Raw genomic sequence first — 20115 nt, 5'->3', positions numbered from 1 at the left:
GTACTGCACATATGGCAGCTGGTAGGTTTAATGGCGTCTCGGCGAGGGCCTTGTAAACCTCCCGCGCTGCTTCACAGTGTGGTTGCTTACAGCCGTTATCGACGCGATGAGTATGCACACGCCTGCGATGACTCGACCAAGACGAGATTCATTGGCAGGCTTTTTGCATGTCGCAAAGATTGCCTTTCGCCTTTAGATCTGACTTGAACAAGTACTTTTAAATTTTATCTCAAGGAGAATTACTATGGCACAGCGTCCAGTAATTAAGGCACAAGCTCGTAATGAATTCGGCAAGGGTGCCGCACGTCGTCTGCGTCGCGCAGGCCTGGTTCCAGGTGTTATCTACGGTTCCAACACCGAGCCAATCCACTTCGCAGCACCAATCCTGGAACTGCACACCCTGATCCGCTACCACGGCGCAAATGCTGTTCTGGAGCTGGAGATCGACGGCGAGCAGCACCTGACCATGGTGAAGGACATCTTCCAGAACGTCCTGACCCTGGACATGGACCACCTAGACCTGCTCTCCATTAAGCGTGGCGAGAAGGTTGAGGTTGAGGTTCCTGTCACCCTGACCGGTGAGCCAGCACCAGGCATGATGTCGATTGCTGACGCAGACGTTCTGATGGTTGAAGCTGACGTACTGAACATTCCAGACGAGCTCGTTGTTTCCATCGAGGGCTTGGAAGACGGCACCGTTGTTACCGCTGCTGACGTCACCCTGCCAGAGGGCACCACCCTGGTTGCTGACCCAGAGACCCCAATCGTTTCCATCTCCGAGCCACAGGTTGACGAAGAGATCGAGGCAGCTGCTGAGGCTGCTGAAGAGGGCGGCGCAGACGCTGGCGCTGAGTCCGCTGAGGACGCAGAGTCTGAGTCCAAGTAATTCGGCTTTCTAAAGCTCCCGCGAGCTTGCTGCCGCCGTGCAGCACACTTCCCACCCCGTTGTGAGCAACCATCAGGTTGCCGCAGCGGGGTGCTGTGCTTTAATGGGACATCATGACAACTGATGCATTATTGGTGGTGGGCCTAGGAAACCCTGGTCCAAAATATGACAAGACCCGGCACAATATTGGTTTCGAAGCCGCTACCGAGTTGGTAGAACGTCACGGCGGCAGGTTCTCCGCTCATAAGCGCACCAATGCTGATATCGCTGAGCTCAACATTGCGGGCCGCAAGGTGATTGTTGCCAAGCCGCGTACCTTCATGAATGTCTCCGGCGGCGCGGTCAAAGCGCTCAGCAACTATTTCAAGTTTGCTGCGAAAAACATCGTGGTCATCCACGATGAATTGGACATGGACTTTGGCGAAGTCCGCTTGCGCCTCGGCGGTGGGGACCACGGGCACAATGGTCTGCGTGATACCACCAAGGCGCTGGGAACGAAGGATTATTACCGGCTTTCATGTGGTATCGGCAGGCCACCGGGACGTATGGAACCGCGTGCGTATGTGCTCAAGCCTTTTGCTCGCAAAGAATTGGAAGAATTGCCGATTATCTGCGCGGATGCCGCAGATCTCATTGAGCAAATATAAGCGGATGCCGCGGCTGAACAACTAGAGTGGTTCGGTATGAGACTGGCTACCGTAAAGACTGCTTTTGGAACCACCGCCGTGCGCATTGAGGGTGAACCGACCTCACTTTCGAGCTCCTCGATGCTCACCGGCGTTGAGCTGGACTTCGACGACGTAGGTGCCCTGCTGCGCAGCGGCGACTGGGCGAAAGCCGCCGAGCTTTCCGGCGAACCCATTGTCTTTGCCTCCGAAGACCTCGCGCCAGTTGTGCCTACTCCAGAAAAAATCATCTGCGTCGGGCTCAACTACGCTAAGCATATCCGCGAAATGAACCGCGAATTCCCCAAGCACCCTACCCTCTTTATTAAATTCGCGGACGCGCTCACCGGCCCTTATGATGACGTATTCATCCCTGAGTACGGCACCAAGAAGCTGGATTATGAAGGTGAGTTGGCGGTGGTCATCGGCAAGCGGGCGCACCGCATCAGCCAGCAAGACGCGCTGGAACATGTGGCGGGCTATGCCATCATGAATGATTACACGCTGCGCGATATTCAACGCCAAACCAGCCAATTCCATGCTGGTAAGTCTTTCTACCGCACCGCCGGTTTCGGGCCGTGGTTGACCACCGCCGATGAATGGTCGCCCGGTAATCATGCCCGCGTGCGCACCACCCTGGACGGCGTGGTCAAGCAAGATGATGACACCGATGACCTGATTTTCTCTGTTGCGCGTCTCATTGAGTTCTGCTCATCGCTTTATCCGCTTAACCCAGGCGATGTCATTGTCACCGGCACCCCTGAGGGCGTGGGCTTCGCGAGTGATGAGTTCATTCAGGACGGCCAAACCGTGCGCATTGAGATCGACGGCCTCGGGCACATCGAAAACACCACGCGCTATGGCGAACCTACTAGCGGCTGTGGCCCCAACTGCACATGCCACCGCTAGTGCCGTTGCTTCGCTTCCGCACTAACGCTGTGGTTTAGGGCCTGAGCCTTTTCTTTCCGATGCCTCCTCGGCATCTCCATCGGTCTCACCATGGGTGGCTTGCTCGGTGCTTCCAGCCGGCACCGCCGCGGTGCTCCCAGCGCGCTGCTTTTCTTGCCACGCACGCTTGGTTTCCTCAGACTTCTTGTGATTACGCAGCGCCAACAGGCCGATCACGATACCTATGAGTACTGGAACCCAAATCTTGCTGTACTCCGCCATAAAGAGCACCCACCCGGGTGCTTCAGGTAAGTCAATGTCAAAATTGAAGCTCATCGTCGGCAGCTGGATCTGCGGCAGTGTCGGCGTCGGAAGCTCGATGCTGGGCAATTCCGGCATCTCCGGCAGGCTGATATTAATATCCGGAAGGAAGGACGCTATCCACTGCACCAGGCGGGAGATGAGCGGGGATAAAAGTATGACGGCAATCGCCCAGCCGCCTTTGCCTAAACCGGCGAGAATCGGAAAACCGACGCGTTTGAGCGTGCTGGATTCCATGGCCTCACGCCGCTTCTCACCACGGCTACCTTCGGGTGGCTCAAAAAGTACAATCTCACTACCCTTGCGATATTCGAGCTCTAAAACATCATTGAATAAGTTGGTCGTGAGTTTCAGGTGAGGTTTGCTGCGATCCAGCCCAATATTTTCCGTGGTGAGTTTGTCCTCTTCAACGGAATCTTTCAGCGCATAGCGTCCTTTATTCATGGTGCTCAGGCGGTGCAAGACTTTGCCGTTGAGCAGAATCCGGCCACGTACCGGCGGATTCGAGCTTAAAGCCTCGAGGCGCTGTTTTATCCCAGCATCTACTGGAACATCCGTGTATTCTTTGGCTTCTTCGGGCCAGGTGTCATCAAGCTCTGCAAACTCGGCATCATAGCCACGCTGAAGCTCAATACGCCCCAGGGTTGGGTGATTAAGCGTCCAGGTTTCCACGAGAAGCCTCCTCGCCTAATTCATGGGCTTTGTCTTCTGCTTCTTCTGCGGCCTCGTCATCTTCTAACTTATTAGCGCCAGTAAGAAGGGTGCCAATCCCCGCCAGGATTGCGAAAGCAAAAGCATAAAGTGTCACGTTGTCTTGAAAATACAGCGCTTTGGCCAGCATGAAGGCAAACCCGATAAGGACGGGAAACCACCAAGTAGGTTTGGTGACAGCACCGAACCACAAACCACATGCCACAGTCAGAGCGGCGAAGACTCCAATTACTACCCAGCCCGCGGCAGCGGCCGGTGCAGCGATGGCGACTACGTAGGGCGCAACCAGCATGCCCAGCACGCAGATGATGACAGGCAGGTATCTGATAGCTGATGTGGCTGTGTCTTCTTTAGGGGTGTCGCTCATGGTGCACACCTTACCGCCACTGGTTCCCAATACCGAGATATCCCCTTGTGGGAATGGGCACAAAAATCCTCCAGCGGCACTCGACGTCGGTGAGGCGGCTGGAGGATTGAATCTAGCTAAAGCTTAGAGCGCAGAAGGATCCAAGCGCTCAGGGAGCACGTTTGGACGCGCGCCGGCGATGTCTTCAACAATGCGGATGACCTGGTTGGAGTAGCCAAATTCATTGTCGTACCAGACATAGAGCACCAGGTGCTTGCCGGAAGCGATAGTAGCCAGGCCGTCTACAACACCGGCGTGGGTGGAGCCGACAAAGTCGGTGGACACGACCTCAGGGGATGCGATGTAAGAAATCTGCTGACGAAGGTTGGAGTGCAGGGAGACATCACGCAGGAAGTTATTGACTTCATCCACATCAACTTCCTTGGACAGCTCCAAGTTCAGTACCGCCATGGACACATCTGGGGTAGGAACGCGGATTGCGTTGCCGGTCAGCTTGCCCTCAAACTCAGGCAGTGCCTTGGACACGGCCTTCGCAGCACCGGTCTCGGTCAGAACCATGTTCAGACCAGCAGCGCGGCCGCGGCGGTCACCCTTGTGGTAGTTATCAATCAGGTTCTGGTCATTGGTGAAAGAGTGCGCGGTTTCCACGTGGCCGTGCACAACGCCATAGCGGTCATTGATGACCTTCAGCACAGGGGTGATGCCGTTGGTGGTACAAGATGCCGCGGACAGAATCTGGTCTTCTGCAGACATATCAGCGTGGTTGATGCCGTAGACAATGTTCTTCACATCACCCTTACCTGGTGCAGTCAGAAGAACATTGGAGATGCCCTTGGACTTCAGGTGCTGGCTCAGGCCCTCACGGTCGCGCCATACACCGGTGTTGTCGACCAGGACCGCATTATCAATGCCGTAGGAGGTGTAGTCAATGTCGGCTGGGTCATTGGCGTATATCATCTGGATCTTGGTGCCATTTGCCCAGATGACCTCATTTTCTTCATCGACCTCAATGGTGCCGTTGAATGCACCGTGCACGGAGTCACGGCGCAGCAGGGACGCACGCTTGATGATATCCTCATCACCCTTCTTGCGGACGACGATGGCACGCAGACGCACACCACCGTAGGCTGCCTCGCGGGAAATCAGGATGCGCGCAAGCAGGCGGCCGATGCGGCCAAAGCCGTAGAGCACAACGTCGCGGGATTCATTCTCAGTAGCCGCACCAACGACTTCTTTAAGCTCTTCTTCCAGGTATGCGCGCAGGTCATCGGTCTGTGCTTCGCGGAAACCTTCGGCCAAACGACCCATATCGATGGACGCAGTGCCCAGGTTCATGTTCACCAGTTCGCGCAGGATAGGAAGGGTTTCTGCGGTGCCGAGGTCGCGGTTGATGAGACGGCGGGCGTAACGGTGTGACTTGATGATGTCAATGTCAGTAACGCCCACGAGCAGGCGACCAAAAATGGAGGTCACAACATTATTGTTGCGGTGCAGCTGGTAGATGAGTGGAATCATCTCTTGAGCGGCCTTGACGCGCTCGTTCCAGTTCTCAAATTCAGGTGCGGACTCAGTCACGAAATCATTCCTTTGCGCATTGTGAGCACTTTTGTGTGCGTTCATCTAAACGTCCATGGGGGTATCAACCACAAATACTAACAACAACTATTTTTGCTTTTCCCACAGACCATTCAAAACGCTGGTCACACTACCCCCGAATATGCGGTGCGCCTCAATTCCGACCAAACAATAGGCAACATCTTCATCACCGGCAGCTCGGCGCGCGGAAAAAATCTGGTTCAAATATGGGTAGATAGCCGGGCTGTCTGGATGCTCTCGGGTGTACGGCGTGGCTAGGCCGCGGGCGTAGCGTCCGGAGAAAGCACGGGTGCTGACCGATGCCTCCCCTGCTTTCTCGTTCTTTACCCTCACGCTTTCTAAGCGTGCGCGGTTGACCAGGCTGGTGCCTGCTTCATCGCTAAGCAAAAATGCCGAGCCACACGATACGGCTTTTATGCCTGATAAAGACAATGCTTCGTGAACATCGTGGGCATCCCGCAATCCGCCGGCGGCAATTAAAGGCAGGTCGGTGATACCTGCGATGGCGCGGACGAGCTCTGCTAATGAGCGCTGGTCTGGTTCTGCAGTGGGATCCCACACGCCACGGTGTCCGCCGGCACTAGGCGCTTGGACGCAGAGAGCATCCACGCCGACGACATGGGCTGCGCGGGCTTCTTCCTCATTGGTCACGGTGGTCCACGCCTCGATGCCCGCGACGTGTAGGCGCGCGACTTCGTCAGGAGTGAAAGTACCGAACATGGACCACACCATCTGCGGGCGCGGATTTGCAGTGAGCGCGATGTCTAATTTTTCATCCCACCCATTACTGAAATCCGCTGGAGTTAACGCTACGCCCTCCGCTTCCGCAATGGCTTCTGCGGCATGCATCGCCTCACGAGCCAATTCTGGCTGTTTGGCAAATAGGTTGATGCCGAAGAGGTCGGTGGTGACATCGGCAAGCTCTGCTTTAGCTTTGTCGGCTGAAAGCGTGCCCCATGCCAAGGTTCCCAGGCTGCCAGCTGTGGCTGCGGCATTGACCACCTGCGGCGTGGTGGGCCCACCCGCCATGGGCGCCGGAAGAATAGGGATAGACAAAGATTCCAGAACACTGCTCATACCAGCCCACTATGCCAAATTGCCGCGGGCAATATGTCAGACTAGGACTGTGAATTTATTCAAGAACTTGCTGGACCGCTTCCGTCAATCCTCCCCAACGCAAAAGGCGACTCCGAAGGCAGCAGCGAAGTACGCTGTCCTACCTGACAGCGCCGAGTGGCTTATTGTTGGCTTGGGCAATCCGGGCACGAAGTACGCTGCCACCCGCCACAATGTGGGTTACATGGCGGTTGATGACCTGCTCGCGGAATCTGGTGACCTGCTGCAGCCGGTCAAGGGCGCAAAGCTGCAGGCAGCCGTATTAGATATTGACGGACACAGCGTGGTCGTGGCGCGTTCGACAACATTTATGAACCTCTCTGGCGAAGGGGTCGCGCCCGTGGCGGAGCAGCTTGGCATTGCACCGGAGAACATTATTGTGCTGCATGATGAGCTAGACCTGCCGGAAAATAAGATCCGCTTGAAGCTGGGCGGTAATGAAAATGGGCATAACGGTCTGAAGTCTTTGACGGAGAAGTTAGGCACCCGTGATTATGTCCGCGTGCGCATCGGCATTGCGCGCCCACCGAAGGGATCCTCGATTCCCGGTTATGTCCTGGGCCCAGTTAATGCTGGTGCCGGCTTTGATGATGCCATCGCGCTAGCCGCGAAGGCCGCGAAGGAAATTGTGATCAATGGCTTGTCAAAGGCGCAAAATACGATTCACAGCAAAGGCTAAGCCCGCTTTCAATTTCTAGCCTGCAGGACTCTTTACAGTAGTTGCTATGTCTCAAACTTATGTCATAACTGGCGCTTCGGATGGCCTTGGTGCTGCTGCGGCACGCATCTTGCACGCAACGCGCCCTGAAGACCGCTTGGTCATTGTTGGCCGCAGCCCCGAGAAGACCCGCGCGGTTGCTCGTGAGCTGGGCACCGAATTTCATATCGCTGATTTCGGCGAGCTAGACCAAGTGCGGGCACTGGCGGAAAAGCTCCAAGAGCTCGGCCCCATCACCGGCCTGGCCAATAACGCCGGCGGACTCTTCGACACCGCTGTGCGCACCGTTGATGGCTATGAACGCACGTGGCAGGTTAATGTCATCGCGCCTTATCTTTTGACGGCGCTGCTGAAGGATCAGCTGCGCGATCCGGGCTCAGTGGTGGTCAATACGTCCTCGATTGCGGCGAATCTCTTCTCCCGCTTTGACGTTGAAGACCCCAATACTTTTGAGAAATTCTCCCCGCTGCGTGCCTATGGCAACGCGAAGCTCGGCGATGTCTTGCTCAGCCGCTACCTGCATGATCATCAGATTTCCTCGGTAGCTTTTCACCCGGGCGTGCTATCCACGAACTTTTCTAAGACCTCAAAATCAATCATGGGTGCGATTTATAACTTCGGGCCCATTGCCGCGCGCATGGGCACGGCCACGCAGGGCGGTGAGCGCCTCGTGCAACTATTGACTGGCACCAAAGGCGTGCACTACCAATCGGGCGAGTTTTACCTCAAGCCTTATCAGATCTCCCGCGGAGGCAAGCGTGATAAAGATCGTGAGCTTGCCCGCATCATATTTGACCAGTTAGGGCAAGAGCTAGATGTATCACTAGACTAATCAGACATGAGTATCGCTGCCGAGGCGCGCCGCCGCCGTACGTTTGCCGTCATTGCCCACCCGGACGCTGGTAAGTCCACGTTGACTGAGGCATTGGCGTTGCATGCGCACATTATTAATGAGGCCGGCGCGGTCCACGGCAAGTCGGGCCGTAAGTCCACGGTCTCTGACTGGATGGAGATGGAAAAAGACCGCGGTATTTCCGTTGCTTCCTCGGCGCTGCAATTTGAGTATGCCCCAGAAGGTCATGAGGGCGAGCCTTATATGATCAACCTGGTGGATACCCCAGGTCACGCGGACTTCTCTGAAGATACCTACCGCGTGCTCACCGCCGTGGATGCGGCCGTTATGCTGATTGACGCCGCCAAGGGGCTGGAGCCGCAGACCCTCAAGCTCTTCCGCGTGTGTAAGGCGCGCGGTTTGCCGATTGTCACGGTAATCAACAAGTGGGACCGCGTCGGCCGCGAGCCACTCGAGCTGGTTGATGAGATTGTTAATGAGATTGAGCTGCAACCCACGCCTTTGTATTGGCCAGTAGGTATGGCGGGTGACTTCCGCGGTTTGGCGCACATCAATGATGATGGTGAGGCCGATAATTACATCCACTTCATCCGCACCGCGGGTGGCTCCACCATCGCGCCGGAAGAGCATTTTTCGCCTGCCGATGCCGCCGCCAAAGAAGAGGACGCATGGGACACCGCGGTTGAAGAGGCTGAGCTATTGGCTGCCGATGGCGCCGTGCATGACCAGGAGCTCTTTGAGTCCTGCGTGACCTCACCACTGATTTTTGCTTCGGCGATGTTGAACTTTGGTGTGCACCAGATTTTGGACACGCTATGCGCGATTGCGCCGGCACCACGCCCACGCGATTCGGATACGAAGGCGATTGAGACCTCCACCACCGCGATTGATGAGACCCGCGAGGTCACCGATGACTTCGCCGGCGTGGTCTTCAAAGTCCAGGCGGGTATGGACCGCAAGCACCGCGATAACCTGGCCTTTATGCGCGTGGTCTCCGGTCAGTTTGAGCGCGGCATGCAGGTCAACCACGCGCAGTCTGGGCGTACCTTCTCTACGAAGTATGCGCTGACCGTCTTCGGCCGTACCCGTGACACCGTGGATGTGGCCTACCCCGGCGACATCGTTGGTCTGGTCAATGCGGGTTCGCTAGCGCCTGGTGACACGATTTATGCGGGCAAGAAAGTGCAATTCCCACCGATGCCGCAGTTCGCGCCGGAAGCATTCCGTATTCTGCGCGCGCAGTCTTTGGGCAAGTACAAGGCTTTCCGCAAGGGGCTGGAGCAGCTCTCTGCCGAGGGCGTTGTGCAGATTCTTCGCAACGACTTGCGTGGCGATGCCGCACCGGTCATGGCCGCTGTTGGCCCCATGCAGTTCGAGGTCATGCAGGCGCGCATGGAGCTGGAATACAACGTCGAAACAGTCACCGAGCCTATTCCTTACTCCGTCGCACGACGTACCGATGCCGAATCTGCACCGGAATTAGGCCGCCAGCGCGGTGTGGAAATCTTCACCCGCGACGATGGAGAACTCATCGCGCTCTTTGGCGATAAGTGGAAGCTTGCCTTCGTGGAAAAGGAGCACCCAGAGCTCACCATCGAAACACTGGTGGCGGACTAGTGACTGGCTAGCCACAGACGTCAATCCGCATCCCCCACTGAGTGTTAAGGGAAGGGCGCATCGGCGAGCGGCTCTAAGCTGCTTTGTCGGTGCGCCACTCTGCGATCATCATGAGGCCTGCAATAACCAGGCAGCCGAACGTGATTAGCCCGTAGGTGGTTGCGCGCGAGGACATCGCCTCTACCGCCTGCGCGCCAATAGGTTCACCAGCATTGGCCATATTACCCATGTTGTACATGCCGTTGAGGATGCCCACCACACAGCCCACGGCGATGATAAAAAGCCCAATGATGACCAGGCGATTGATTGGCATATTCTTAGACTTCTTCATCGCTCTCCTGAATTCACTGCCTTTGAAATGTCGTTGTATTGCCTTGACAGTACCTGATTTTTTCCTTCACTAAGAGGACGAAGACGTCAAGATTAAGGAACTTTAATGCGGGATCTACCTGCACAAATAGTGGTTTCTGTGCTTTTATCCCTGCCAATTTCTTAAAGGAAACCATATAGTTCTTTTTGTAGCACCACGGTGGCCACCAGCTACACCGCCCAGGATGTTTTTCATCCACCCTCGCACCACTTACTTGATTGGAGTACACCATGAACATCCAAGCAATTATCGCGTCGATTCTCGCCACGATCACCGGTTTCGCCGGCGGCGTTGCACCTGGCTCTTCCATCCCTAACCTGCCTATCATCTCCGACTGGGATGACTGGGATGACCGTTGGGATGATGACGACGATGACGATTGGGACGATGATGATTGGGATGACTGGGATGATGATTGGGACGACTAATCCCCCAGCCCCACCCGCATAATTGTTTCAGCGCTAATTGAACCGCATCTGCTTAATAGCTGGTGCGGTTTTCTTATACCTTGGACAGCTACACCTCATAGATTTTGCATGTGAGCGGTTAGACTCGCAGCATGGAAAAGTCCGAGAAAACATCCGTAATCATTGATGCAGTCGACGCCGGACGCACCGACGAGGTGCTAGAGCTCATCCAGGAGTACCTGGAGTGGATGGTCACCGAGCACCCACACTTAGAGAAGGTGCAGAAAGTAGTCGAGTCACAAGGAGTGACCACAGAACTGACTGACCTGGCGGGCTATTATGAGCGCCTATGGCTGGCCACTATTGATGGCAAGGCTGTTGGCTGCTCAATGTTCAAGCGGTTAAATGAGACCACTGCGGAGATGAAGCGCGTTTATGTGCGTCCATCCGGGCGCGGGCACGGATTTGGGCGCCGCCTAGTGGAAACCACGATCGATGCCGCCCGCGACGCTGGCTATCAGTACATGTACTTGGATTCTGATCCGGAGTTCGCCACGGCCATCGCTATGTATGAGCGCATGGGCTTTGAATACATTGAGCGCTATAACAATAATCCGGCAGAGGATGCCGTCTTCATGCGCCTAGCTTTGTAGTTTTTGCCAGCGGCTAACTCTGGGCAAGAAACTCTTTCCACTGGGGCCACTCGGTATACATCTGCGCCTTGCCTGCCTGGTAATTAGCGCGCAGCTTGGCCACGTTTCTTTCAGTCGAAGTGACCTGCATATTCTCCGGGAAAAACAGTTGGGCCTTGCCTTGTTTTTCCAATTCCAGCAGGCGCTGCTTCGAGGCGTTATAGCGGGCCGGGCGGACAATCATTGCTTCCGCAATCGCGGGGTACTTCCGAAAGAAGCCCCGCAGGCCCGCCTTGCGCTTAACCTCTGGCCGCACGAAGCCGCGGGGTTTAGTGCCCACGAAGAGGAATTTCTTGAACCCAGCTTTCTCCGCTTCCTCGATGACGATCCCACCGGATTCACCCATGGCGCCGTCAACGTACGGAATGCCATCAATGTGCCGCATAGGCATAATCAGCGGCAAGGTAGACGAGGCACGCACGCGCACCAGCAGTTCTTCCACCTGCTTAATATCATCGCGCGTCCACACCACGGTCTCCCCCGTCAAGGCATTGACCGCTGAGAGGTTCATCTGCGCGGGATTGTGCGCGAACGTCTCATAATCAAAAGGCAGGTCCTGGTCGGCGGATTTTTCATAAATGAACTCCGCGTTGAAATATCCGGTACCGCGCAGCATGGAGCTTAAACCGCCGAAGCTGGGATTCTTGGCAAAATCCACGAAGCTTTCCACCGAACGAAATGCATCCGAAGATAAGAAATTCACCGTGTGCGAGGCCCCGGCTGATACTCCCCCGACCCAGCCGAATTCCACGTTATTGTCAATCAGCTCCTTCACGCACGCCGCAGTATAGGAATTGCGCATGCCGCCGCCTTCAAAAATTACGGCGGTGTCATGGGCATCAATTCCGGTGTCGGTGGGCAGATTCTTTGAAGGCTGAGACGAAGTGGTCATAGCGCCCCATACTAGTTATTAACGCCGCCGTTGCCCGTGTGGGCAGCTGCCGCTCTGCTCCCAACTGCAATAAGCAAGTAAGGCGCGTACTTAACGTGAAAGCCGACAACAAAGACAAGAAGTGAAGTTGACGCAGGAATGCTTTCGTTGTGAAGATGTTCAGCCCACCTAGCCATAGATTGTGAACTGTGTTACATATAAATGTATGGCACATCACACCTCTTCAATTGTTGCTCCGGCACCAATTGAACTTGCCCCACGCATCGCCGCCAATCTTTCTACAGACAATTTCACCATCTTCAACATCGAAACCGGCAAGCGTATCCGGTCTGGATATGCATTCGCACTAGAGGCAGACCCGGTCTACAAGGCCCGCGTAGCCACCGAGCATGAAATTACAATCGCCGTCGGCCTCGCCCGGCGCGAGGGCGCCACGTTCATGGCCGTATGCCCACGTTTTGATAATTCCTTTGATTTCGTCAGCGTCGAGCTCACCAACCGCCGCGAAGAAGCCATCGAGGCAACCTTCTCCATCGGCTATCCGGCTTATTTCAATGCCACCAATAATTCCACCACCACTATTCGCCATAACTTCGCTGAGGAGTAAAACTTTTCATAGCGTCCATAACGCTCCATGTAGCTAAATCCCATGCCTGCTAGCGCTCGATTTTCTCGACTACGCTAGCAGACATGGGATTTAAAGATCTATGGGACAAAATCACCAGCCAAAAGGGCCCGAAGCTCACCCACGCCACTGGTGAAATCCCAATCCACATGGTGGAGCACCTTGCGGTATCAACGGCAGAGGCACTGGTCATCATTGAGCTTTCCGCCCACGATGTAGCCCGCGTTATCGATATTGCTCAAGGCAATTCCCCTGTTGGCCTGCGCGCAGGTGAGACCACCGCCATCTTCGTTCCCACCGACCGCGAAGCGTTGCCCGTCAAAGATCCAAAGAAGGGCTGGATCATCCCACTTGGCACTGAGACTGCGAATAAGCTCGAGGCTCAGTCCGGAGACTATGAAATCAATAATCAGATCGCCTTCGTGGTCATCTAATTCAGTTTAAGGAGATTGCCCATGTCACCTCTAATTTTGCCTTTCGAGGGAAAGACACCCAGGATTCACTCCTCGGCGTGGGTTGCGCCAAATGCGACGATTATCGGGGATGTGGAAATCGGCCCGGATGCTTCGGTATTTTATGGCGTGGTCTTGCGTGGGGACACCAAAAAAATCACCATCGGGGCGCGCTGCAACATCCAGGACAACTCGGTCTTTCACTGTGATGCGGATGCTCCTGCGACGCTCGAAGACGATGTCACCATCGGCCACATGGCGCTGGTGCACGGCGCCTACGTCGAGGCAGGTTCACTCATCGGCATGCATGCAGCTTTACTGTCGCGTTCGCGGATTGGCGCAGGCTCACTCATTGCGGGTGGAGCCCTCGTGCTCGAGGGACAAGACATCCCAGCGCGCAGCCTGGCAGCGGGTGTTCCAGCGAAGGTGCGCCGCGAATTAAGCGCTGAAGAATCACAGAAATTTATCCCGCATGCCGCCAGGTATGTGGAATTCTCCAAATCCCAAGCAGACCTCCGCCAGGCCTTGAGCCTCGACGACGTGCGCTTTGATTAAAGATTCAAAATACCCATCACGATGAGAATGACACCGACCAAGTAGCCACCAGCTTTGGAGACCTGGTCTTTATTATCGCGCGCCCGGGCAAAGAGCTGACCCGCGGCCGATTGCGGCTTGGTGCGAACATAGCCGATGAACGCAGCCACAATGATGGGCAGGGACAGCGCCAGGCTGGCATAGATAACCAAACCGCCATAGCGCACCCAGGCATTGAAGCCACCGGCCACTAAGTGCAAAAGCCCGGCAAAGAATGGGCCCGAGGTAATTGATTGAGCAAGGCCCAAAATTAATCCGGTGAGAAAAGTCAACGGCGTGGGCTTTTGCAACGGCTTGAGGATTTTATCCACCAGCGCATTGGACTCCCCCGGGCGCGAGCGCCAGGCCATCACCATGCCGGCCGCACCCAAAATGATCAGCAAGATACCAAGAAGCGGGGAATCCAAGAAGGCATCGACGTATTGCTTCAAACTGTCGAAGATGAACATGGAGATAACCGACAGCACGAAGACGCCAAACCAGTCGCCGGCAATGAGCAGCGGGACAATGCTCTTGTACTTGCCGCGCGGCAGCATGATGCCCAAGGCGACCACGACGCCAATAAGTAAGGCGTTGATGGAATCGAGCAGGGCGAAGCTGACGGCATGAAGCATGGCGGCTAGTTTACCGGCACCACGGAAAAGGGTTGACATAGCGAGTAGGTTTCGCGGTTCACGTAAGTTCCATCACAGAAAAGGTCGTTGAGTGCGTATTACACAATTAATTGCACGCACCATGCAAACTTGCATACACTATACAATGTTTCATTCTGTTCTTCTCTAAACTAAAGAAAGCTGGACTATGTCGAAGGTACTTTATCGACTAGGACGCTGGTCATATTCCAAAGTGTGGCCATTCCTCGCGTTCTGGATCATCTTGCTGGTCGCCATGGGCGGCTTGGCATCACAGTTCGCCAAACCCGCCAACCCCTCATTTGCCATGCCGCCGATGGACTCCACCACCACTCAGGAAGAGATGGCGGAGCGCTTCGGCGATGACACTGATTACATGGACGCGCCGACCGGCACCATTGTTATCGAGGCTCCAGAAGGCACGACCCTGACAGATCCGGAGAATATGGCTGAGGTTGATGCTTTCATCGAAGACCTCAAGGCCACCGATGTGCTCGCTGACCAAGATGCCATCGTGAACCCAGTGATGGCGTCCATGGGCATGCAGCAGCAAATGGGTGAGCAGATGGCTGCCCAGGGCATGCCACAAGAGCAGATCGATGAAAACATCCAGGCGCTCTCCCCACTGTCTGAGGATGAGCGCACCGGTACTATCTCCGTCACTTTCGATGCCGACGGTGTCACTGAGATTGCACCGGAGGACCGCGAGGCCGTTACCAACCTGGTCAATGAATTTGATGAAGGTGACTTCACCGCGAAGTACTCCGGCAATGCTTTCTCCACCATGAGCGAAGGCCTCGACATGACCGCTGAGCTCATCGGTCTGATTGTCGCCGGCATCGTACTGCTGATTACCTTCGGCTCCTTCGTGGCCGCTGGCATGCCACTGATTTCCGCAGTCGTCGGCGTAGGCGTCGGCATCCTTGGCGTGCAGCTGTCCACCGTCTTTACGGACTCAGTTGCTGAAATGACCCCAATGCTCGCCTCCATGATTGGTTTGGCCGTTGGTATTGACTACGCACTGTTTATTGTTGCGCGCTTCCGCAACCAGCTCATTTCTAGCTCTGGTCTCAACGACCTCACACCGAAGGAATTCGCAGCTGAGCTGAAGAAGATGGATAAGGAAACCCGCGCGCACGCGATGGGCATGGCAACCGGTACCGCCGGCTCGTCTGTCGTCTTCGCCGGCGCCACCGTGGTCATTGCGCTGGCAGCACTGACCATCATTGGTATTCCATTCCTATCCACCATGGCTATTGCCGCAGCAGTCACTGTGGCTATCGCCGTGCTGGTCGCATTGACCTTCATCCCAGCGCTGCTGGGCCTTTTGGGCACCAAGCTCTTCGCTGGCCGCGTACCAGGTCCGAAGGTTCCGGACCCAGAAGATGAAAAGCCCACCATGGGCCTCAAGTGGGTTCGCCAAATCCGTAAGCACCCAGTCGTCTCCCTCATCGGCGGCGTCCTGGTTCTGGGCATCGCCGCTATTCCAGCAGCCCAGATGCAGCTTGCAATGCCAACGGATGCCATGTCTGCGCAAGGCACCCCACAGCGTGAGTCCCACGACATGATCGAAGACGCATTTGGCCCTGGCCGCAATGCACCGATGATCGCTTTCGTTGATGCCGCAGATGTTGCTGAGCAAGATCGCATGGGCGCATTCCAGGAGATTCTTCAGGAATTCTCTGAAACCGACGGCGTGGTCAACGCACAAATCGTGGCTACCACCGACAACATGGATGCCGCACAGGTCATGATTACGCCATCGACCGGCGCAACTGATCCTGCAGCCACCGAGACCCTGGAAGCACTGCGCTCCCACCAGGCGGAATTCACCGAAAACACCGGCGGCACCTACGGCATCACCGGTGTCACCCCCATCTTCGATGACATCTCTGAGCGCCTCAATGACGTGCTGGTTCCATACATCGCGATCGTTCTGGTTCTGGCATTCATCGTTCTGCTCTTGGTCTTCCGCTCCATTTGGGTCCCACTGATTGCTGCAGCCGGCTTCGCACTGTCGATGGGCGCGGCATTCGGCATCACCGTGGGCATCTTCCAAGAAGGCATGTTCGGCATCATCACTGATACCCAGCCACTGCTTTCCTTCCTGCCTATCATGCTGATTGGTCTCACCTTCGGTCTGGCCATGGACTACCAAGTCTTCCTGGTTACCCGCATGCGTGAGGGATATGTCCACGGCAAGACCGCCGGCAATGCAACCTCAAATGGCTTTAAGCATGGCGCGCGTGTGGTCACCGCCGCGGCACTGATTATGATTTCCGTCTTCGCAGCATTCATGCTTATCGATGAACCATTCATCCGCACCATGGGCTTTGCCCTCGCAGTCGGCGTGGCTTTCGATGCCTTCATCGTCCGCATGCTGATCATCCCGGCCACCATGTTCCTGCTTGGTGATAAAGCTTGGTGGCTGCCGAAGTGGTTGGATAAGATTCTGCCGAATATGGACATTGAGGGCACTGCATTGATGGACAATGAATCTGCATTGCAGAAGTCTGAAGAAGCAGATACCGAATCCGTGAAAGTCTAAGATCACAATTAATAGTGGGTCCTGTTCTAGCAGGACCCAAGGAGGTTGACGGAGCATGGCTAGTTTAAGGGAGTCAAAGAAGCTCGCTACACGTCGTGCCATTTCGGAGGCCACCGCTCGGATTCTCCTGCGCGAAGGCTTTGAGGGGCTGACCATTTCTTTGGTGGCTGAGGAATCAGGAGTCTCTGTTAGAACCTTTCACAACTACTTCACCAGCGTTGATGAAGCAATATTCCAGTTCTCTTTGGACACCATTGAAGAATTTCTTCCCGTCGTCTCTGCCTACTCGGGTGATATGACAATTACGGAGGTCTTCGAAGATATTGCTGTACAAGGCCTGACTGATGAGGACAGCGAGTTCGGATCGATTGCCACGCTTTTTCAAATCCAGGAACACATGGGGGCACGCAGCCGCTCCGTTCCCCGTCATGAGGACATCATGATGATTTTGGAAAAGTTCCACGGCGCTTTTGCCAAGCTCTACCCACAAGTTGATGAAATCGAGTTATCGCTCTATCTGCAGGTCGGTGGCGCAACCATCGTGTGGACGGCCACGGAACTCAATAAGCGTTCCCACCTATCCCCCGATAAATCATTAACCCGGGAAGCAAAGGAAGCGTTCATACGCAAGACTTTCACCAAGTTAAGGGCTATTAAATAACTAACAGAAAGCTCTTTACCCCCGACTCCAACAGGAAAACTGTAGGAGTCGGGGGTATTGTCGTTCCAAGGGCACTTTCCAAAAATGTGCTGTTTTCTTGTCCGCGAATTTAATTGGAGTTAAAAGTGAAAGTAGCGATTTTGGGTGGCGATGGTTTCTGTGGCTGGCCTGCCTCGTTGTACCTGTCTGATAAAGGACATGACGTCATCATCGTCGACAATCTTTCTCGTCGCGCTATTGATAAAGAACTCGGTGCGGACTCTTTGACCCCGATTTCAGATATTGATACCCGCATCGCTGCTTGGAAAGAAGTTTCCGGCAAGACCATTGGATTTAGCAATATCGACGTAGCACATGATTATGACGGCCTGCTGGAGTTCATTGAATCCCAGCGCCCAGATGCAATTGTGCACTTTGCGGAACAGCGCGCTGCGCCCTATTCCATGAAGAACTCGCGCAATAAGCGCTACACCGTGGACAATAACACCAACGCCACCCACAACCTGCTCGCAGCCGTTGTGGAATCTGGCCTAGACATCCACATTGCGCACCTGGGCACCATGGGCGTTTATGGCTATGGCACCGCTGGCATGAAGATTCCGGAAGGTTATTTGGACGTACAGGTCCAGCTCCCAGAAGGTGGCCATGTGGATCAGTCCATTCTTTACCCATCTAATCCAGGCTCGGTCTATCACATGACCAAGGTGCTGGATCAGCACCTTTTTGCGTACTACGCCAAGAATGATGAGCTCCGCATCACTGACTTGCACCAGGGCATTATCTGGGGCACCCACACTGAGCAGACCATCAAGGATGAGCGTCTGATTAACCGTTTTGATTATGACGGTGACTACGGCACGGTTCTCAACCGATTCCTCATCCAGGCTGGTATTGGTTACCCAATGACCGTGCACGGCACCGGTGGCCAGACTCGCGCGTTTATTCACATTCGCGACATGGTGCGTTGTATCGAATTGGCTTTGGCGAACCCACCAGCGCAGGGTGACCGCGTCAAGATCATCAACCAGATGACGGAGACCCACCGCGTGCGCGACCTGGCAGAATTGATTGCCAAGATTTCTGATGCCGAGGTGGCCTATGTGCCTAATCCGCGTAAGGAATCCGCTGAAAATGAATTGCACGTGCACAATGACACCTTCTTGGATCTGGGGCTAGAGCCAACCACCCTGTCTGAGGGTCTGCTGCAGGAAGTCGAAGAAGTCGCCCGCAAGTATGCCGGCCGCGTGGATCGTTCCAAGATTCCAGCGCAGTCTTTGTGGACTAATGCGCAGAAGGCGGGCGTTCCTGAGCAGGAAGCGCAGGCTTCCAATGCTCAAGACGCAGAAGCAGGACTTTCTGAAAGCGCATAATCCACCGTGCGTATTGCGATAGTCACTGAAGTTTTCCTGCCCAAAATCGATGGCGTGGTCACGCGTCTGACTCGATCCTTGGACCAGCTGGCAGAGATGGGACACGAAGTCCTCATCTTTGCTCCGGGCAATCCACCAGCAAGTTATGCGGGGTTTGAGGTATTCAAGCTGCCATCGATGTCTTTCCCGGTATATCCGGAGATTAAGTTTGGTCTTCCGCCGATCCGTTTTTGGAAGAAGATCCGCGACTTTGACCCAGACGTGATCCACTCGGTGAACCCGATTTGGACCGCTGCACTAGGTGTTTTTGCTGCGAAGCGTGATGCCTATCCCCTGGTGTGCAGCTATCACACCAATGTGCCGGACTACGTCGAGGCTTTAGGCATCGGCTGGACCCGCGGGATGGCAACTGGCGCGATTCGTTACCTGCATAATCAAGCGCAGGTCAATCTCTGCACCTCGGATCCCATGATTGAAAAAGCCGAGCAGATGGGCATTGAGCGCGTCCAGCTGTGGCCGAAGGCCGTGGACACGGTGGGCTATCACCCAGCCAAGGCAACGCCAGCTGCGCGCGCGTTATTGACCAATAATCGCCCGGATGCGCCGCTGGTGACCTACATCGGGCGCATCTCGCGTGAAAAAGACCTGGAGCGGCTCAATAACGTCATGGGAATCGTGCGCACGCACGTTCCTGGCGCACGCTTGGGCATCGTGGGCGGTGGCCCGTATTTAGAGACCCTGCAGAATTCATTCGATGACAGCTTCACCACGTTCACTGGATACCTATCCGGTGACGAGCTGGCAGCTGCTTTTGCCAGTGGCGATGTCTTCGTCTTTCCTTCGGCAACCGAAACCCTCGGCCTAGTAGCATTGGAATCTTTCGCCTCGGGAGTACCAGTGATTGGCACCAATGCCGGCGGCATTCCTTTTGTCATCGATGAAGGAAAAACTGGTCATCTCATCGCCGAGAATGGCTCGGATGAAGATTGGGCGCAGGCCATCGTTGGGTTATTGCAAGACCCGCAGCGCCGTGCACAGATGGGTGATGCCGCACGCGGGGAAGCAGAGCGCTATTCCTGGCGGGAATCAACCGAAGCACTCGTTGCGGCCTATGAAAAGGCTATTGGATAAATC

At 55.3% G+C, this 20115-nt stretch carries 22 protein-coding genes; 15 read left to right on the top strand and 7 right to left on the bottom strand.

The features are described from left to right. Nucleotides 1-244 precede the first annotated feature (244 nt). From ACG98I_RS09935 to ACG98I_RS09925, 3 genes are all read left to right on the top strand, one after another. Complete coding sequence (locus ACG98I_RS09935) at nt 245-886, top strand: 50S ribosomal protein L25/general stress protein Ctc (RefSeq protein ID WP_394720452.1); 642 nt, start codon at nt 245-247, stop codon at nt 884-886. 113 nt (nt 887-999) lie between these two features. Further along, nucleotides 1000-1533 (top strand): aminoacyl-tRNA hydrolase, encoded by a 534-nt coding sequence (gene pth, locus ACG98I_RS09930; RefSeq protein ID WP_394720451.1) that lies wholly within the window; start codon nt 1000-1002, stop codon nt 1531-1533. Nucleotides 1534-1569: 36 nt separating this feature from the next. Continuing rightward, entirely contained in the window at nt 1570-2460 is an 891-nt protein-coding gene (locus tag ACG98I_RS09925) for a fumarylacetoacetate hydrolase family protein (RefSeq protein WP_394720450.1), read from the top strand. A 21-nt stretch (nt 2461-2481) separates the two neighbouring features. Here the strand turns inward: ACG98I_RS09925 and ACG98I_RS09920 are convergent, their stop codons facing one another. The 4 genes from ACG98I_RS09920 to ACG98I_RS09905 form a co-directional block, all read right to left on the bottom strand. Next, a complete protein-coding gene (locus ACG98I_RS09920; protein ID WP_394720448.1) occupies nt 2482-3432 on the bottom strand; it encodes a hypothetical protein in 951 nt (316 codons plus the stop codon). Then, entirely contained in the window at nt 3413-3838 is a 426-nt protein-coding gene (locus ACG98I_RS09915) for a hypothetical protein (protein WP_394720447.1), read from the bottom strand. Before ACG98I_RS09915 ends, ACG98I_RS09920 begins: the two co-directional genes overlap by 20 nt. 123 nt (nt 3839-3961) lie before the next feature. Then, nucleotides 3962-5413 (bottom strand): glyceraldehyde-3-phosphate dehydrogenase, encoded by a 1452-nt coding sequence (locus tag ACG98I_RS09910; protein ID WP_394720446.1) that lies wholly within the window; start codon nt 5411-5413, stop codon nt 3962-3964. An 87-nt stretch (nt 5414-5500) separates the two neighbouring features. Further along, nucleotides 5501-6511 carry a nitronate monooxygenase gene (locus ACG98I_RS09905; RefSeq protein WP_394720445.1) on the bottom strand — a complete coding sequence of 337 codons (1011 nt, stop codon included), beginning with the start codon at nt 6509-6511 and terminating at the stop codon, nt 5501-5503. A gap of 49 nt (nt 6512-6560) precedes the next feature. On the opposite strand from ACG98I_RS09905, the gene pth (ACG98I_RS09900) reads away from it, so the two are divergent. From pth (ACG98I_RS09900) to ACG98I_RS09890, 3 genes are read left to right on the top strand one after another with little or no spacing between them, the layout of a single operon-like run. After that, a complete protein-coding gene (gene pth, locus ACG98I_RS09900) occupies nt 6561-7229 on the top strand; it encodes an aminoacyl-tRNA hydrolase (RefSeq protein ID WP_394720443.1) in 669 nt (222 codons plus the stop codon). A gap of 46 nt (nt 7230-7275) precedes the next feature. Then, nucleotides 7276-8100: an SDR family NAD(P)-dependent oxidoreductase gene (locus ACG98I_RS09895; protein ID WP_394720441.1), complete on the top strand. Its 825-nt coding sequence runs from the start codon at nt 7276-7278 to the stop codon at nt 8098-8100. 6 nt (nt 8101-8106) lie between these two features. Further along, nucleotides 8107-9738: a peptide chain release factor 3 gene (locus ACG98I_RS09890; RefSeq protein ID WP_394720439.1), complete on the top strand. Its 1632-nt coding sequence runs from the start codon at nt 8107-8109 to the stop codon at nt 9736-9738. A gap of 73 nt (nt 9739-9811) precedes the next feature. Here ACG98I_RS09890 and ACG98I_RS09885 read toward each other — a convergent pair whose 3' ends face one another. Continuing rightward, nucleotides 9812-10069 carry a hypothetical protein gene (locus ACG98I_RS09885; RefSeq protein WP_394720437.1) on the bottom strand — a complete coding sequence of 86 codons (258 nt, stop codon included), beginning with the start codon at nt 10067-10069 and terminating at the stop codon, nt 9812-9814. 269 nt (nt 10070-10338) lie between these two features. Here ACG98I_RS09885 and ACG98I_RS09880 point away from each other — a divergent pair, with 269 nt between their 5' ends. Together ACG98I_RS09880 and ACG98I_RS09875 are read left to right on the top strand one after the other, a co-directional pair. After that, a complete protein-coding gene (locus ACG98I_RS09880) occupies nt 10339-10536 on the top strand; it encodes a hypothetical protein (protein WP_394720436.1) in 198 nt (65 codons plus the stop codon). Between the two features lie 131 nt (nt 10537-10667). Next, the gene (locus ACG98I_RS09875) at nt 10668-11168 is read left to right on the top strand and encodes a GNAT family N-acetyltransferase (protein ID WP_394720434.1); all 501 of its coding nucleotides are present in this window, start codon (nt 10668-10670) and stop codon (nt 11166-11168) included. Between the two features lie 13 nt (nt 11169-11181). Here the strand turns inward: ACG98I_RS09875 and ACG98I_RS09870 are convergent, their stop codons facing one another. Next, nucleotides 11182-12099, bottom strand: a complete 918-nt coding sequence (locus ACG98I_RS09870; protein ID WP_394720432.1) for a patatin family protein — start codon at nt 12097-12099, stop codon at nt 11182-11184. Between the two features lie 205 nt (nt 12100-12304). On the opposite strand from ACG98I_RS09870, the gene ACG98I_RS09865 reads away from it, so the two are divergent. The 3 genes from ACG98I_RS09865 to ACG98I_RS09855 all read left to right on the top strand — a co-directional run bounded on the left by ACG98I_RS09865 (nt 12305) and on the right by ACG98I_RS09855 (nt 13731). Further along, complete coding sequence (locus ACG98I_RS09865; protein ID WP_394720431.1) at nt 12305-12706, top strand: hypothetical protein; 402 nt, start codon at nt 12305-12307, stop codon at nt 12704-12706. Nucleotides 12707-12789: 83 nt separating this feature from the next. After that, nucleotides 12790-13158 (top strand): hypothetical protein, encoded by a 369-nt coding sequence (locus ACG98I_RS09860; protein ID WP_394720429.1) that lies wholly within the window; start codon nt 12790-12792, stop codon nt 13156-13158. Between the two features lie 15 nt (nt 13159-13173). Beyond that, complete coding sequence (locus ACG98I_RS09855; RefSeq protein ID WP_394720428.1) at nt 13174-13731, top strand: gamma carbonic anhydrase family protein; 558 nt, start codon at nt 13174-13176, stop codon at nt 13729-13731. Here ACG98I_RS09855 and ACG98I_RS09850 read toward each other — a convergent pair. Beyond that, on the bottom strand, nt 13728-14423 hold the full coding sequence (locus ACG98I_RS09850) for a hypothetical protein (RefSeq protein WP_394720426.1): 696 nt from the start codon (nt 14421-14423) through the stop codon (nt 13728-13730). The two genes, ACG98I_RS09855 and ACG98I_RS09850, sit on opposite strands and share 4 nt — an antisense overlap. A 148-nt stretch (nt 14424-14571) precedes the next feature. Between ACG98I_RS09850 and ACG98I_RS09845 the strand changes: the two genes are divergently transcribed. From ACG98I_RS09845 to ACG98I_RS09830, 4 genes are all read left to right on the top strand, one after another. After that, nucleotides 14572-16950, top strand: a complete 2379-nt coding sequence (locus ACG98I_RS09845) for an MMPL family transporter (protein WP_394720424.1) — start codon at nt 14572-14574, stop codon at nt 16948-16950. 55 nt (nt 16951-17005) lie between these two features. Next, nucleotides 17006-17611, top strand: coding sequence for a TetR family transcriptional regulator (locus ACG98I_RS09840; RefSeq protein ID WP_394720422.1), 606 nt, complete (start codon nt 17006-17008; stop codon nt 17609-17611). 125 nt (nt 17612-17736) lie between these two features. Then, the gene (locus ACG98I_RS09835) at nt 17737-18981 is read left to right on the top strand and encodes an NAD-dependent epimerase/dehydratase family protein (protein ID WP_394720420.1); all 1245 of its coding nucleotides are present in this window, start codon (nt 17737-17739) and stop codon (nt 18979-18981) included. Nucleotides 18982-18987: 6 nt separating this feature from the next. Next, nucleotides 18988-20112, top strand: coding sequence for a glycosyltransferase family 4 protein (locus ACG98I_RS09830; RefSeq protein ID WP_394720419.1), 1125 nt, complete (start codon nt 18988-18990; stop codon nt 20110-20112). Nucleotides 20113-20115 lie beyond the last annotated feature (3 nt).

This window comes from Corynebacterium sp. L4757 (assembly GCF_043673995.1).
Classification (GTDB): domain Bacteria; phylum Actinomycetota; class Actinomycetes; order Mycobacteriales; family Mycobacteriaceae; genus Corynebacterium.
Note: the sequence above shows the minus strand (reverse complement) of the source record. Positions and strands in the feature narration are given on the sequence as shown.